Genomic DNA, 14,210 nt, shown 5'->3' with positions numbered 1-14,210 from the left:
CAGCCAAAGTTACTTGTCTAGCTGTTCAGACATGGTATTGCCTGGGTTTGGCGTACGCGGCTCATCTACCGGCGTTGGGGCTTTTGGTGTGCCACCATTGTCGGAGTTGCTGCCTTTGCTCGCATCGTCCCAACCCGCTGGCGGACGCACGTCTTTGCGGTTCATCAGATCGTCGATCTGTGGCGCATCGATGGTTTCATATTTCATCAGCGCATCCTTCATTGAATGCAGGATGTCCATGTTTTCCATCAACAACGCACGCGCACGGATGTAGTTGCGTTCGATCAGGGATTTAACTTCCTGGTCGATGATACGCGCGGTTTCGTCCGACATGTGTTTCGCCTTGGCCACGGAACGGCCCAGGAACACTTCGCCCTCTTCTTCCGCATACAGCAGTGGCCCCAGCTTCTCGGAGAAGCCCCACTGGGTCACCATGTTGCGGGCAATCGAGGTCGCCACTTTAATGTCGTTCGACGCACCGGTAGAGACTTTCTCTGGCCCGTAAATGATCTCTTCAGCCAGACGACCACCGTACAGAGTAGAGATTTGGCTCTCCAGTTTCTGACGGCTGGCGCTGATTGCATCGCCTTCCGGCAGGAAGAAGGTGACACCCAATGCACGGCCACGAGGAATAATCGTTACCTTGTGTACCGGGTCGTGCTCAGGAACCAGACGGCCGATAATGGCGTGGCCTGCTTCGTGATACGCGGTCGACTCTTTCTGCGCTTCGGTCATCACCATGGAGCGACGTTCCGCACCCATCATGATCTTGTCTTTGGCTTTTTCGAACTCAACCATCGACACGACGCGTTTGTTGCCACGAGCGGCAAACAGCGCTGCTTCGTTGACCAGGTTAGCCAGGTCAGCACCGGAGAAGCCCGGAGTACCACGTGCCAATACTGAAGCATCAACATCTGGCGCCAAAGGCACGCGACGAGAATGCACTTTCAGGATCTGCTCACGGCCACGTACGTCTGGCAGACCAACCACAACCTGACGGTCGAAACGGCCTGGGCGCAGCAATGCCGGGTCAAGCACGTCTGGACGGTTGGTCGCAGCGATGACGATAATGCCTTCGTTGCCTTCAAAGCCGTCCATCTCAACCAGCATCTGGTTCAGCGTTTGCTCACGTTCATCATGACCGCCACCCAGACCGGCGCCACGCTGGCGACCTACGGCGTCGATTTCATCGATAAAGATGATGCACGGAGCCGCTTTTTTGGCCTGTTCGAACATGTCACGCACACGAGACGCACCGACACCCACAAACATTTCCACGAAGTCGGAACCGGAAATGGTGAAGAACGGCACTTTTGCCTCGCCGGCGATCGCTTTCGCCAACAGCGTTTTACCGGTCCCTGGAGGGCCAACCATCAGCACGCCTTTAGGGATCTTGCCGCCCAGTTTCTGGAAACGGCTCGGCTCGCGCAGGTATTCCACCAGTTCGCTCACTTCGTCTTTTGCTTCGTCACAACCAGCAACGTCAGCAAAAGTGGTTTTGATCTGGTCTTCCGTCAGCATGCGGGCCTTGCTCTTGCCAAAGGACATCGCGCCCTTGCCGCCGCCGCCCTGCATTTGCCGCATAAAGAAGATCCAAACCCCGATCAGCAACAGCATTGGGAACCACGAAATAAAGATAGAAGCCAGCAAACTCGGCTCTTCAGGTGGTTCACCAACAACTTTCACATTCTTGGTTAACAACGTATCCAGCAATTTAGGATCGTTGACAGGGATGTAGGTCGTGTATTTGTTACTGTCTTTCTTGGTAACGTTAATTTCACGTCCGTTGATTCGCGCTTCGCGAACCTGGTCCTGGGTCAGCTCGGACATGAAGGTAGAGTAATCCACCCTACGGCCATTCGACTCGCTGGGCCCAAAGCTCTGGAATACAGACATCAACACTACCGCGATGACTAACCAGAGAATTAGGTTTTTCGCCATGTCACTCAAGGGATTAACCTCATATTACAACTGTGTTAACAAACAGCGTTAGGGTACTACAGCTTGCGCCCTGTCGCTACAATGTACACTTCGCGCGAACGTGCGCGGGAAGCGTCTGGCTTACGAATCTTAACCTTCGTAAACAGGGAGCGAATTTCCCGTAGGTACTCGTCAAAACCATCTCCCTGGAACACCTTCACCAGGAAACTTCCGCCTGGTGCGAGGACATCACGACACATTCCCAGTGCTAATTCCACCAGATACATCGATCTTGGAATATCGACGGCCGGAGTGCCACTCATATTCGGGGCCATGTCAGACATAACCACCTGAACCTTGCTTTCACCTACACGTTCCAACAGAGCCTTGATCACCAGTTCATCACGAAAATCGCCCTGAAGGAAATCGACGCCAACGATAGGATCCATTGGTAAAATATCACAGGCGATGATACGGCCGGAACCACCGATCTGGGTCACGACATATTGCGACCAGCCCCCCGGTGCCGCACCCAAGTCCACTACGGTCATACCGGGTTTAAACAGTTTGTCACTCTGCTGTATTTCATCAAGTTTAAACCAGGCGCGCGAACGCAGCCCTTTTTTCTGCGCCTGTTGAACATATTTATCGCTAAAGTGTTCTTGTAACCAGCGACTGGAGCTAGCAGAACGCTTTTTATTAGCCATCTCGTTTTCCAACTATCATAAAAAGAGTCTTAATGTCAGGTTCGCTGCTCATGTAGACTCACACCGGTGAAGACCGATTTGGTGATATACATGAGATGGCGGTAGAATGTACCGTTTTCAATCCCAACTTAAGCAAAAAAGACAATGAATCTGAATAATAAACAAAAACAGCACCTGAAAGGCCTGGCGCATCCGTTAAAACCGGTTGTCATGCTGGGTAATAACGGTCTCACCGAAGGGGTGCTGGCTGAAATTGAACAGGCTCTGGAGCATCATGAGCTGATCAAGGTAAAAATCGCTGCTGAAGATCGCGAGACCAAAACCCTGATCGCCGACGCTATCGTGCGTGAAACGGGTGCCTGCAACGTGCAAGTCATCGGCAGTACGCTTATTCTTTACCGCCCGTCTAAAGAGCGCAAGATCAGTCTACCGCGTTAATAAGCATTGGGTTAACGAAAAGGTGCCATGCACCTGATTCAGATAAAAGGCCGCGTGCGGCCTTTTTCCTTTCTTTACAAAACCCTGGCGATTTTCTGAACGAATGCAGAGAGATCAGAGATAATCAACCTTCAAGATCTCATAATCGACATCGCCACCCGGGGTTTTTATCACGACCACGTCATCAACTTCTTTACCGATCAAACCGCGCGCCATCGGTGAATTCACCGAAATCAGATTTTTCTTGAAATCGGCCTCGTCGTCACCAACGATGCGGTAGGTCACTTCTTCTTCGCTATCCAGGTTCATCACCGATACGGTGGAGCCAAAAATCACGCGGCCATTATTTGGCATCTTGGTGATATCGATCACCTGCGCGTTCGACAGCTTGGCTTCAATTTCCTGGATACGCCCTTCGCAAAAGCCCTGCTGCTCACGAGCGGCATGGTACTCTGCGTTTTCTTTCAAATCGCCGTGCTCACGGGCGTCAGCGATGTCCGCAATGATTTTCGGACGGCGCACCCCTTTCAAAAAATCGAGTTCTTCACGCAGTTTTTCAGCGCCAAACAAGGTCATCGGAATCTGTTTCATAATGTAAATACCTCTAAATCTTTCCTGTTCAAATAACCGTCATCCTGACGTGTTCGAATGAAAAAACGGTGGGTACATGCCCCCCGCCTCCAGGCGACAAACAAAAGAAGCCTGACTCGGAACTGTTGCCCAAGTCAGGATCGATTTTGCATTTTGATACGCATTTTAGCGTAGAGTTCCTTGAGGGTCATCGTTTACTTTTTCCCTGAATGCACCGTAGTATGACGGCACGTTATCCAGCTGTTATCCCGAGATTATGCGTTTTTCACGAATTGTCAGTGCATTGGCTTGCGCATTTGTTCTAAATGCGAATGCGGCCCCGGTTGAAGATTACACACAATATTTGCCTGATGGGGCCAACCTTGCCCTGGTAGTTCAGAAGATCGGTGCAGACACACCGACCATCGATTATCACTCTCAGCAAATGGCGTTGCCGGCCAGTACCCAGAAAGTGCTGACCGCGCTGGCTGCATTATTGCAGCTCGGCCCCGACTATCGCTTCACGACCACGCTGGAAAGCCAGGGTGATATCAGTGACGGCGTGCTGCGCGGTAACCTGATTGCCCGCTTCAGCGGCGATCCGACCTTTAAGCGCCAAAGTCTGCGCAACATGGTGGCGATCCTGAAAAAACAGGGCGTACGCCAGATCACCGGCGATGTGCTGGTCGATACTTCGGTATTCGCCAGCCATGACAAAGCCCCCGGTTGGCCGTGGAACGACCTGACGCAGTGCTTCAGCGCACCACCGGCGGCGGCGATAGTCGACCGCAACTGCTTCTCGGTGTCGCTTTACAGCGCGCCAAATCCGGGCGACATGGCCTTTATTCGCGTGGCCTCCTATTACCCGGTGAATATGTTCAGCCAGGTACGTACGCTGGCGAAAGGTTCTGCGGACGCCCAATATTGCGAACTGGATGTGGTGCCGGGCGAGTTGAACCGCTTTACGCTGACCGGCTGTCTGACCCAACGCAGCGACCCACTGCCGCTGGCTTTTGCTATCCAGGATGGCGCCAGCTATGCCGGTGCTATTTTAAAAGATGAGCTGAAACAGGCCGGCATTCAGATCGACGGCCACCTGAAGCGTCAGACCCAGCCAGGCCTGAAAGGAACGGTGATCGCCCAAGCTCAATCAGCGCCGCTGCACGAGTTGTTGAAGATCATGCTGAAGAAATCGGACAACATGATCGCCGATACCGTATTCCGCACTATCGGCCATGAGCGTTTTGGCGTTCCGGGCACCTGGCGTGCCGGTGCCGACGCGGTGCGTCAGGTCCTTCGTCAGAAAGCCGGCGTCGATTTGGGTAACAGCATCGTGGTAGACGGCTCAGGCCTGTCACGCCATAACCTGCTGGCCCCGGCAACCATGATGCAGGCATTGCAGTACATTGCGCAGCATGACAGCGAGCTAAACTTTATTTCGATGCTGCCGTTATCCGGCTACGACGGAACCCTGCGTTACCGTGGCGGTCTGCATGAAGCCGGTGTCGACGGCAAGGTTTCTGCCAAAACCGGTGCGCTGCAAGGCGTGTATAACCTGGCCGGGTTTATCACCACCGCCAGCGGACAGCGTTTTGCCTTCGTACAGTATCTGTCAGGCTATGCCGTGCCGCCGGAAGATCAGAAACAGCGCCGTGCTCCCTTGGTGCGTTTCGAAAGCCGCCTGTACCGGGATATTTATCAGAATAACTGAGGGTTATGATGAAACTGCTGATTGTTGAAGACGATGAGCTGCTGCAACAAGGCCTGGCACTGGCATTAGCCGGGGAAGGCTATGCCTGCGACTGCGCCGCCACGGCGGCGGAGGCCAGTGCTCTGCTCCTCACCAGTCAGTACAGTATGATTATCCTCGATCTGGGCCTGCCCGACATGGACGGCGCCAGCCTGCTTCGGCAGTGGCGCCGCCAGCAAGTTGAATTGCCGGTACTAATTCTGACAGCACGTGACGCACTGGAAGATCGTGTCGACGGGCTGGATGCCGGCGCCGACGATTACCTGGTGAAGCCCTTTGCTTTGGTTGAGCTGCAGGCGCGCGTGCGAGCGCTGATCCGCCGCTACCAGGGCCACAGTGACAATCTCATGCAGTTGGACGATCTCCAGCTCAATCTCTCCAGTCAGCAGGTTTATGTTCAACAACAGCCGGTGGAAGTCACTCCAAAAGAGTTCGCCATCCTGTCGCGTCTGATGATGCGCGCCGGACAAACGGTCAACCGTGAACTGCTGCAGCAGGATCTTTATACCTGGCAGGATGATTTGGGCTCTAACACGCTGGAAGTGCATATCCATAACCTGCGCCGCAAATTGGGTAAGGATCGCATCCGTACCGTTCGCGGTATCGGCTATCGCCTGGAATCCTCATCATGATCAGCATGCGCCGTCGTCTGTTGTTGATGCTGGCGCTGATCCTTTTGGTCACCCAGCTTATCAGTGCCTTTTGGCTGTGGCATGAAAGCCAGGAGCAAATCAGCTTCCTGGTGGATGAAACCCTGTCGGCCAAGGTTCGTACCGAGCGTGTCGATACGGAAATCGCCGAAGCGATAGCCTCGTTGCTCGCCCCTTCACTGATCATGATGATCGTCACCCTGCTGGCCTCATTTTGGGCTATCAGCTGGATTATCCGACCGCTTAATCAACTGCAGCAACGGCTGGAAAAGCGCTCCGCCGATAACCTGACGCCACTGCCGCTCAACAGTGACAGTCTGGAAATGATGGCGGTTACCACCACACTCAACCAATTGTTCTCGCGGCTGGATAACACCATCCAACAGGAACGGTTGTTTACCGCCGATGCCGCCCATGAGCTGCGTACACCTCTGGCGGGGATCCGTCTGCATCTGGAGTTAATGGAAAAGCAGGGGATCCCGCAAAGCGGACCGCTGATTACCCGCATTGACCAACTGATGCACACCGTCGAGCAATTGCTGATGCTTGCGCGCGCCGGGCAAGATTTTGCCAGTGGCCATTATCAACGCTTCGATTGGGTGAGCGACGTTATTCAACCGCTACGGGAAGAACTCGAGGAGTTGGCTGCGCAACGCGGACAAAGTCTGCAATGGCAGCTTCCGGCCACCGCGCCGGTACATGGCGACCCGGTGCTGTTACGTCTGCTGCTGCGTAACCTGGTGGAGAATGCCCATCGTTATAGCCCCGAGGACAGCAGGATCCAGGTGCAACTGACTCGGCAGGATCGCGGGCATCGGCTACAGGTGATCGATGAAGGACCGGGCGTTAAAGAGAAAATGGTCGGCGAACTCACCCAGGCCTTCCGCCGTATGGATCAGCGCTATGGCGGCAGTGGGCTGGGGCTGAACATCGTGACCCGTATTGTACAGCTGCATCAGGGCCGCTTAACGTTGGAAAACCGTCAGGATACCCACGGGCTCAATGCTCAATGCTGGTTGCCGGAAAACGTACTGAAATAAAAAAAGGGCCCAGTATTAACTGAGCCCCTCTCTTCGCAAGATTACTTCTGGTAAACGATTTCGACGCCTTCGTCGTCTTCTTCATCCCAGTCGTCATCCCAGTCGTCATCCGCTTCAGCTTCCACTTCAGCGATCTGTTCACGATGGTAATCATCCCACATGAACTCGACTTTCTCCGGCGCGCTTTCTGCGATGGCCATGGCTTTCGGTTGGGTATTGATAAACTTCATCACATCCCAGCACAGCGCATTGACACCTTCGCGATTGACGGCGGAGATCATGTAGTATTTACCTTCCCAACCCATGCCCTCTGCAATCGCCTTGGCACGTTCGGCAGCTTCTTCTTCGCCTATCACATCAATCTTGTTGAAAACCAGCCAGCGAGGCTTCTGCGACAGATTCTCGCTATACTGATTCAACTCATTGATGATGATTTTGGCATTTTCTACCGGGTCAGACTCATCGATTGGGGCGATATCCACCAGGTGCAACAGCACGCGGCAACGCTCCAGATGCTTCAGGAAGCGAATACCCAGACCAGCGCCGTCAGCGGCACCTTCGATCAGCCCTGGGATATCGGCAACCACGAAGCTTTGCTCGTGGTCCATACGCACCACACCCAGGCTTGGTACCAGAGTGGTAAACGGATAGTCAGCCACTTTCGGCTTGGCAGCAGACACGGCGCGGATAAAGGTCGACTTGCCGGCGTTCGGCAGGCCTAACATACCCACATCGGCCAGCAGTAACAGCTCCAGCAGGATGTCACGAGCTTCACCGGCGGTACCCAACGTTTTCTGACGCGGAGCACGGTTGACCGATGATTTAAAACGGGTGTTGCCCAAACCGTGCCAACCGCCCTTCGCCACCATCAGACGCTGCTCATGACGGGTCATGTCACCGAGGATCTCGCCGGTGCCCTGATCCTGCACGCGGGTACCTACCGGTACCTTGATGGTAATATCTTTGCCACGCTTGCCGGTACAGTCACGGCTCTGACCGTTCTGGCCACGTTCGGCGCGGAAAGATTTCTCAAAGCGGTAGTCGATCAGCGTGTTGAGGTTTTCGTCCGCCAACAGATAGACGTCGCCGCCATCGCCGCCGTCACCACCATCAGGCCCGCCGTTCGGGATATACTTTTCGCGACGGAAGCTGACGCAACCATTACCACCGTCACCTGCAACGACCAAAATCGCTGCTTCATCTACAAACTTCATTTACCGTCTCCGTAAATCATTCACCAGGCTGCTTCAAAGGAGCAACCAGGCGGGGTTCTGCCCGTCGCGGCCACCAACGGTGACCAATTGCGGAAAACATGGCGCCCGCTACCACCACGAAAGCACCGACATAGCCGACGACATTTAATGTCGGGGCGGCGAATACGTGTGGCCAGGCCAGCGCCAATAAATCTGAAAAAAGCAGGGTAAACAGCGGTGTCAGCGTCACTAACGCGCTCACCTGTGCCGCCTGCCAGCGCGCCATGGCCTCAGCCAGCGCACCATAACCAATCAGCGTGTTGGCACCACAGAACAGCAGACAGGCTAATTGCCAACCGCTGAGCTGGAAAATCACCTCCGGCCTGGCCAGAGGAAATAACGCCACTGCACATAAAGTGTACAACATTACCAGGATTTGCGGCGAGGCCAATCGACGCAGCAACACTTTCTGCGCAACGCCATAAGTAACCCAGACCGTTGCCGCACACACACCCAACAACACCCCAAGGGTGTAATCCGTCAGGCGGGTGAAAATTTCAATCAGGCTGACGTTGAAGAACAACAGCAACCCGCAGATCAGCATCAGCGCGCCAATCACCTGGGTAATGCGCATGCGCTCTTTTAAAATCAGCACGCTGGCAAACATCATGCCGACCGGCGATAGTTGGCCGATCACTTGCGATGCTGTCGGGCTGAGATACTGCAGTGAAGAGCTGAAGAAAATAAAATTCCCCAGCAAGCCTGCGGTGGCGATGGCCAGAATCAACAACCAGCGCGGTTGACGGAACAGGGTCACCGGCGGCAACTTGCCACGCACGGCCAAAATAAGCCCCAATCCAAGTGCAGCAATGGTAAATCGATACCAAACGATGGTAAACGGCTCCATCACTACCAGCACTTCTTTCATCGCAATCGGCAATGCACCCCAGCAAACTGCCGTAGTCACCGCCAGAGAAATGCCAATTCCGACCTGCTGTTTCGTTTCCATCTTACCTTTGCCAGCGCTGACGGGCCGATACACAAGCAGCCCATAAATGTAAAAAGCCCCGCAACGAATTGCGGGGCTTACATCTATTTAGTAAGGCTCGGAAAATTATTCAGCTTCGATGCTGATAAATTTACGATTGCTCGGGCCTTTAACTTCGAATTTGACTTTACCGTCTTTCAAAGCAAACAGAGTGTGGTCTTTGCCGCAACCCACGTTGGTACCAGCGTGGAATTTAGTGCCGCGCTGACGAACGATGATGCTGCCTGCCAGTACTGCTTCGCCGCCAAAGCGTTTTACGCCCAGACGTTTAGCTTCTGAATCGCGACCGTTACGAGTCGAGCCGCCAGCCTTTTTGTGTGCCATTAATCTGCTCCCCTAACTTAAGCGCTGATGCCGGTGATTTTAACGTCAGTGAACCACTGACGGTGGCCCTGCTGCTTACGATGGTGCTTACGACGACGAAACTTAACGATCTTAATTTTCTCGCCACGACCGTGAGCAACGACTTCAGCTTTGATCTTACCGCCATCGACGTAAGGAACGCCGATTTTGATATCTTCGCCATTAGCGATCATCAGAATCTGGTCAAACTCAACTGCTTCACCAGTTGCGATGTCCAGCTTTTCCAAGCGAATGGTTTGACCTTCGCTTACTCGGTGTTGTTTACCACCACTTTGGAAAACCGCGTACATATAAAACTCCGCTTTCCGCGTGCCCAACTGTTTAGTACAGAGCGCGCTATAAATATTCACAATAGGGCGCGAATTCTACGCAATAATCCAGCATATGACAAGAGCAGAATAAGACCAGAAGCAGAAAAAAGAAGAAAAAAAGCACAGTTTCTTTCATGGCGTTTATCTGAGCCGTTTTTCAAGTACAATCAGAGGGACAGTTACCGCCATGTACCGATGTGAGCAGCGATCTCAACGCGGTGAAGAGAAACACAGCTGAAAAAAATACAATGAACCTAGAGCAAATTACCGAGTTAACCGCGCAAGATATGGCGGCCGTGAACGCAACAATTCTCGAACAGCTGAATTCCGATGTCACGCTCATCAATCAGCTTGGCTATTACATTATCAGTGGTGGCGGTAAACGCATCCGCCCGATGATCGCCGTTCTGGCGGCGCGGGCGTTGCATTATCAGGGTGATAAACATATTACCGTGGCTGCGCTGATCGAATTCATTCACACCGCTACCCTGCTGCATGATGACGTGGTGGATGAATCAGATATGCGCCGCGGCAAGGCCACCGCCAATGCCGCCTTCGGCAATGCCGCCAGCGTGCTGGTCGGCGACTTCATTTATACGCGTGCTTTCCAGATGATGACCAGCCTGGAATCGCTGCGCGTGTTGGCGCTGATGTCCGAGGCCGTCAACGTGATAGCCGAAGGCGAAGTGCTGCAGTTAATGAACGTCAACGATCCGGACATTACCGAAGAAAGCTACATGCGGGTGATCTACAGCAAAACCGCACGTCTGTTTGAAGCGGCGGCACAGTCCTCAGCCATCCTTTCAGATGCAAGTGAAGCAGAAGAAAAAGCGCTGCAGGATTACGGTCGCTACCTTGGCACCGCTTTCCAGTTGATCGATGACCTGCTCGATTACAGTGCCGACGGCAGCACGCTGGGTAAAAATACCGGTGACGATCTCAATGAAGGGAAGCCGACACTGCCGTTACTGCACGCCATGCATAACAGCGAAGGCGCACAGAAAACCATGATCCGTGGGGCTATTGAACAAGGTAACGGCCGTCATTTGCTGGAGCCCGTGTTGGAGGCCATGCAGCAATGCGGCTCGCTGGAATATACCCGCCAGCGTGCTGAGGAAGAGGCCGACAAGGCCATTGCCGCGTTGCAGGTTCTGCCGGAATCCGCTCATCGTTCCGCACTGGAAGGATTAGCGCATCTTGCGGTTCAACGTGATTTTTAAGAAACAATAAACGTCTTGCTGTTTCCACAGACCCGCACTGCGGGTCTGCTCATTTCTCCGCTGAAATACGCGCCAGTAAGCTACCGATCCCTTCTCGCATCAGGAACGCCAAAACTTTCTCACGTTCGCTCTCCGTCAGGTGATAGAAATATTCAATCCACACGGCCAGCGGCTCCTTGCGGTCAATCTCATAGCTCGCAGGTTCTTCTTTTAATACCAATAAATTACGTATCCCGACAGGCAAGCTGTCAATATGGTATTCCAGCGCTTTCCCCTGCACGCCTTTACGCCGGCGGCTGATCCAGCCTTCACGACGCGCCATCAAATTTATTCCCTGTGGTGAGGAGGGTAATCCTGCTACGCCTGTCAGCTCCTTGGCGGCAAACCACTCTTTTTTCATAGCCATGTTCTCTGGGCAAAAGTCGGCAAATATCTTTTTTTGGGAAATTTATGGGATATTTTTTAAGAAATTTAGTGGTATCCTAGTTTCCGTATAAGCGTTTCATGTTGTTCAAACGATTAATTTTGACCTGTTAGTTATACCACTAACAGAACTTTCGCTAATCAAAAAAGGAATGCAAACATGAACTCAAGGAACAAGGACTGGCATCCGGCGGATATCATTGCGGCTTTACGTAAGAAGGGAACCACACTGGCGGCGGTATCGCGCAAGGCAGGGCTAAGCTCATCAACGCTGGCGAATGCGCTATCGCGTCCCTGGCCAAAAGGGGAATGGTTAATTGCCGAATCACTTAACATCCATCCTGCAGAGATTTGGCCAAGCCGTTATTTCGATCCACACACCCATAACCTGCTGGATCGAAAAGCCCGCATCCGGTCATAGCTGCGGGCATAAAAAAACCGCCGGTACGCTGTCCGGCGGCCTATGTATACTCATGCACCACTGAATGATCAGTTATTGATAAACTTTTCGCCCAGTTCGATATCTTTGTGCAGAACATCCAGCATGTCTTCCAGCGCTTTCTGTTCGAACGCGCTCAGAGTCCCGATATCTTTGCGTTCTTCAACACCATTCTTACCCAGCACCAGCGGTTGTGCGAAGAAACGAGCATATTTGCCATCCCCTTCCACGTAAGCACATTCCACCACGCCTTTTTCACCTTGCAGCGCACGAACCAGAGACAGGCCGAAACGCGCCGCCGCCTGACCCATTGACAGGGTTGCAGACCCGCCACCGGCTTTAGCTTCAACCACTTCAGTACCCGCATTCTGGATACGCTTGGTCAGATCAGCCACTTCCTGCTCGGTAAAGCTCACGCCAGGGATCTGTGACAACAATGGCAGGATGGTCACGCCAGAGTGTCCGCCGATTACCGGTACGTTCAGCTCTTCCGGCTGTTTGCCTTTCAGCTCAGCCACGAAGGTGTTGGAACGGATGATATCCAGCGAAGTCACGCCGAACAGTTTATTTTTGTCATAAACACCGGCTTTCTTCAGCACTTCTGCTGCGATAGCCACGGTGGTGTTAACCGGGTTGGTGATAATACCGATGCAGGCTTTCGGGCAGGTTGTTGCCACTTGCTGGATCAGATTACGCACGATGCCCGCGTTCACGTTGAACAGATCTGAACGATCCATGCCTGGTTTGCGTGCAACGCCGGCAGAAATCAGTACCACGTCCGCGCCGTGCAGGGCTGGAGTCGCGTCTTCGCCACTGAAGCCTTTGATTTTAACTGCGGTTGGGATGTGGCTTAAATCGACGGCAACGCCTGGGGTAACGGGGGCAATGTCGTAGAGAGAGAGTTCAGAACCTGAAGGAAGCTGGGTTTTGAGTAGAAGGGCGAGGGCCTGGCCGATACCGCCAGCAGCACCGAGAACTGCAACTTTCATCCTATACTCCTTTATTATCTTAAATATATAAAGCGCCGTGAATATGTTGGGTACGGACCTTAAATTATTACACCTTTAAAAACAATCTCTTAACAGTCTGTTTGAGAACTGGCGCAATAAAACGGCCGATGTCGCGCTCATCTTAGATTAAATCGCTTACGTATTAAGGGCATAGCGCACACTAATCAAAAATACTGCGAGGTTATTCACGAGCAAGTTAACCGGCGGTTACATTACACCCTTACACAACATCAGAACAACATCATTTTAATAACATTTTCTTTACTACCGCAGACGGCTTTTTCGGTCACGGAAAGGGCATATTCATGGGATACGGATTTTGTTAAAATGCTGCCCTTTCCTCATTGTCCGGGCCTTTTTGTTTTTTCCGGGCGTCCTTTTATTGCATAAAAATTCATTTATATGCATAATAATCACTTCAATTGTCAACATTCCACGGTGCAAAATGCGTAATCCCGCAAAGCAGGAAGATCTGATCAAGGCGTTTAAAGCGTTATTGAAAGAAGAAAAATTCAGTTCTCAAGGCGAGATTGTTTTGGCGCTGCAAGAAGAAGGCTTCGAAAACATCAACCAATCCAAAGTATCGCGCATGCTGACCAAGTTCGGTGCGGTGCGTACGCGCAATGCCAAAATGGAAATGGTGTATTGTCTTCCGGCCGAACTCGGCGTACCCACCACCACCAGCCCGCTGAAAAACCTGGTGTTGGACGTCGATCATAACGATGCTGTGGTAGTGATCCACACCAGTCCCGGCGCCGCACAGTTAATAGCCCGCCTGCTGGACTCGCTGGGTAAATCTGAAGGCATCCTCGGCACTATCGCCGGTGACGACACTATTTTCGTTACCCCGGCCAGCAGCTTTACCGCTCGTCAGCTGTACGAAGCCATCCTGACGCTGTTCGAACAAGAGTTATGATGCATAGCGCTAACAAAATGCGGCCAACGGTCGCGTTTTGTTAGCACTTCTTTAACCCTACCCTTACCTTTCCCCCATCATCTACCACGTTTAAAACCAGGTTTCCTCCACACCACAACACATTTCAATGACATTTCACCGTAACCAGTGATAGCTACTGCTATCTTCCGCACTTTTGGTCAAAAGCACTTATCTCATTGAAATTACATAAT

Annotated in this window: 16 protein-coding genes; 7 read left to right on the top strand and 9 right to left on the bottom strand. The window is 52.7% G+C overall.

The annotated features are described in order from the left end of the window. Positions 1-9 precede the first annotated feature (9 nt). Together ftsH and rlmE are read right to left on the bottom strand one after the other, a co-directional pair. Complete coding sequence (gene ftsH, locus BEI65_RS18080) at positions 10-1,941, bottom strand: ATP-dependent zinc metalloprotease FtsH (protein WP_085119471.1); 1,932 nt, start codon at positions 1,939-1,941, stop codon at positions 10-12. Between the two features lie 56 nt (positions 1,942-1,997). Then, on the bottom strand, positions 1,998-2,627 hold the full coding sequence (gene rlmE / locus BEI65_RS18075; RefSeq protein ID WP_099064496.1) for a 23S rRNA (uridine(2552)-2'-O)-methyltransferase RlmE: 630 nt from the start codon (positions 2,625-2,627) through the stop codon (positions 1,998-2,000). Positions 2,628-2,771: 144 nt separating this feature from the next. Here rlmE and yhbY point away from each other — a divergent pair, with 144 nt between their 5' ends. Then, positions 2,772-3,065, top strand: a complete 294-nt coding sequence (yhbY, locus tag BEI65_RS18070) for a ribosome assembly RNA-binding protein YhbY (RefSeq protein ID WP_004933536.1) — start codon at positions 2,772-2,774, stop codon at positions 3,063-3,065. A 114-nt stretch (positions 3,066-3,179) separates the two neighbouring features. Here yhbY and greA read toward each other — a convergent pair whose 3' ends face one another. Next, positions 3,180-3,656: a transcription elongation factor GreA gene (greA, locus tag BEI65_RS18065; RefSeq protein ID WP_085119470.1), complete on the bottom strand. Its 477-nt coding sequence runs from the start codon at positions 3,654-3,656 to the stop codon at positions 3,180-3,182. Between the two features lie 256 nt (positions 3,657-3,912). Here greA and dacB point away from each other — a divergent pair, with 256 nt between their 5' ends. Genes dacB through pmrB form a run of 3 tightly spaced genes read left to right on the top strand, consistent with a single transcriptional unit; the run spans position 3,913 to position 7,075 of the window. Then, complete coding sequence (dacB, locus tag BEI65_RS18060) at positions 3,913-5,346, top strand: serine-type D-Ala-D-Ala carboxypeptidase (protein ID WP_099064495.1); 1,434 nt, start codon at positions 3,913-3,915, stop codon at positions 5,344-5,346. An 8-nt stretch (positions 5,347-5,354) separates the two neighbouring features. Continuing rightward, a complete protein-coding gene (pmrA, locus tag BEI65_RS18055) occupies positions 5,355-6,017 on the top strand; it encodes a two-component system response regulator PmrA (RefSeq protein ID WP_099064532.1) in 663 nt (220 codons plus the stop codon). Continuing rightward, positions 6,014-7,075, top strand: a complete 1,062-nt coding sequence (gene pmrB, locus BEI65_RS18050; protein ID WP_099064494.1) for a two-component system sensor histidine kinase PmrB — start codon at positions 6,014-6,016, stop codon at positions 7,073-7,075. Before pmrA ends, pmrB begins: the two co-directional genes overlap by 4 nt. Before the next feature lie 41 nt (positions 7,076-7,116). Here the strand turns inward: pmrB and cgtA are convergent, their stop codons facing one another. The 4 genes from cgtA to rplU all read right to left on the bottom strand — a co-directional run bounded on the left by cgtA (position 7,117) and on the right by rplU (position 9,969). Continuing rightward, a complete protein-coding gene (gene cgtA, locus BEI65_RS18045) occupies positions 7,117-8,289 on the bottom strand; it encodes an Obg family GTPase CgtA (RefSeq protein WP_099064493.1) in 1,173 nt (390 codons plus the stop codon). A 16-nt stretch (positions 8,290-8,305) separates the two neighbouring features. Continuing rightward, on the bottom strand, positions 8,306-9,277 hold the full coding sequence (locus BEI65_RS18040) for a DMT family transporter (RefSeq protein WP_099064492.1): 972 nt from the start codon (positions 9,275-9,277) through the stop codon (positions 8,306-8,308). Positions 9,278-9,382: 105 nt separating this feature from the next. After that, a complete protein-coding gene (rpmA, locus tag BEI65_RS18035) occupies positions 9,383-9,640 on the bottom strand; it encodes a 50S ribosomal protein L27 (RefSeq protein ID WP_004933559.1) in 258 nt (85 codons plus the stop codon). A 17-nt stretch (positions 9,641-9,657) separates the two neighbouring features. Continuing rightward, on the bottom strand, positions 9,658-9,969 hold the full coding sequence (rplU, locus tag BEI65_RS18030; RefSeq protein ID WP_012004933.1) for a 50S ribosomal protein L21: 312 nt from the start codon (positions 9,967-9,969) through the stop codon (positions 9,658-9,660). Positions 9,970-10,238: 269 nt separating this feature from the next. Here rplU and ispB point away from each other — a divergent pair, with 269 nt between their 5' ends. Beyond that, on the top strand, positions 10,239-11,210 hold the full coding sequence (ispB, locus tag BEI65_RS18025; protein ID WP_099064491.1) for an octaprenyl diphosphate synthase: 972 nt from the start codon (positions 10,239-10,241) through the stop codon (positions 11,208-11,210). Positions 11,211-11,259: 49 nt separating this feature from the next. Here ispB and BEI65_RS18020 read toward each other — a convergent pair whose 3' ends face one another. Continuing rightward, positions 11,260-11,610 carry a DNA-binding protein gene (locus tag BEI65_RS18020; RefSeq protein ID WP_099064490.1) on the bottom strand — a complete coding sequence of 117 codons (351 nt, stop codon included), beginning with the start codon at positions 11,608-11,610 and terminating at the stop codon, positions 11,260-11,262. Between the two features lie 183 nt (positions 11,611-11,793). Between BEI65_RS18020 and BEI65_RS18015 the strand changes: the two genes are divergently transcribed. Next, a complete protein-coding gene (locus tag BEI65_RS18015) occupies positions 11,794-12,054 on the top strand; it encodes a helix-turn-helix transcriptional regulator (protein ID WP_085119457.1) in 261 nt (86 codons plus the stop codon). Between the two features lie 68 nt (positions 12,055-12,122). Here the strand turns inward: BEI65_RS18015 and mdh are convergent, their stop codons facing one another. After that, complete coding sequence (gene mdh / locus BEI65_RS18010; RefSeq protein ID WP_099064489.1) at positions 12,123-13,061, bottom strand: malate dehydrogenase; 939 nt, start codon at positions 13,059-13,061, stop codon at positions 12,123-12,125. A gap of 466 nt (positions 13,062-13,527) precedes the next feature. On the opposite strand from mdh, the gene argR reads away from it, so the two are divergent. Further along, positions 13,528-13,998: a transcriptional regulator ArgR gene (argR, locus tag BEI65_RS18005; RefSeq protein ID WP_020824937.1), complete on the top strand. Its 471-nt coding sequence runs from the start codon at positions 13,528-13,530 to the stop codon at positions 13,996-13,998. Positions 13,999-14,210 lie beyond the last annotated feature (212 nt).

The sequence above is a fragment of the Serratia sp. BW106 genome, assembly GCF_002607755.1.
Classification (GTDB): Bacteria; Pseudomonadota; Gammaproteobacteria; order Enterobacterales; family Enterobacteriaceae; genus Serratia; species Serratia proteamaculans.
This window is presented reverse-complemented; position numbering and strand designations above follow the sequence as displayed.

Coding starts and splice junctions, on each gene's coding strand:
- ftsH (WP_085119471.1), bottom strand. CDS start 1,941: ATGGCGAAAAACCTAATTCTCTGGTTAGTCATCGCGGTAGTGTTGATG.
- rlmE (WP_099064496.1), bottom strand. CDS start 2,627: ATGGCTAATAAAAAGCGTTCTGCTAGCTCCAGTCGCTGGTTACAAGAA.
- yhbY (WP_004933536.1), top strand. CDS start 2,772: ATGAATCTGAATAATAAACAAAAACAGCACCTGAAAGGCCTGGCGCAT.
- greA (WP_085119470.1), bottom strand. CDS start 3,656: ATGAAACAGATTCCGATGACCTTGTTTGGCGCTGAAAAACTGCGTGAA.
- dacB (WP_099064495.1), top strand. CDS start 3,913: ATGCGTTTTTCACGAATTGTCAGTGCATTGGCTTGCGCATTTGTTCTA.
- pmrA (WP_099064532.1), top strand. CDS start 5,355: ATGAAACTGCTGATTGTTGAAGACGATGAGCTGCTGCAACAAGGCCTG.
- pmrB (WP_099064494.1), top strand. CDS start 6,014: ATGATCAGCATGCGCCGTCGTCTGTTGTTGATGCTGGCGCTGATCCTT.
- cgtA (WP_099064493.1), bottom strand. CDS start 8,289: ATGAAGTTTGTAGATGAAGCAGCGATTTTGGTCGTTGCAGGTGACGGT.
- BEI65_RS18040 (WP_099064492.1), bottom strand. CDS start 9,277: ATGGAAACGAAACAGCAGGTCGGAATTGGCATTTCTCTGGCGGTGACT.
- rpmA (WP_004933559.1), bottom strand. CDS start 9,640: ATGGCACACAAAAAGGCTGGCGGCTCGACTCGTAACGGTCGCGATTCA.
- rplU (WP_012004933.1), bottom strand. CDS start 9,969: ATGTACGCGGTTTTCCAAAGTGGTGGTAAACAACACCGAGTAAGCGAA.
- ispB (WP_099064491.1), top strand. CDS start 10,239: ATGAACCTAGAGCAAATTACCGAGTTAACCGCGCAAGATATGGCGGCC.
- BEI65_RS18020 (WP_099064490.1), bottom strand. CDS start 11,610: ATGAAAAAAGAGTGGTTTGCCGCCAAGGAGCTGACAGGCGTAGCAGGA.
- BEI65_RS18015 (WP_085119457.1), top strand. CDS start 11,794: ATGAACTCAAGGAACAAGGACTGGCATCCGGCGGATATCATTGCGGCT.
- mdh (WP_099064489.1), bottom strand. CDS start 13,061: ATGAAAGTTGCAGTTCTCGGTGCTGCTGGCGGTATCGGCCAGGCCCTC.
- argR (WP_020824937.1), top strand. CDS start 13,528: ATGCGTAATCCCGCAAAGCAGGAAGATCTGATCAAGGCGTTTAAAGCG.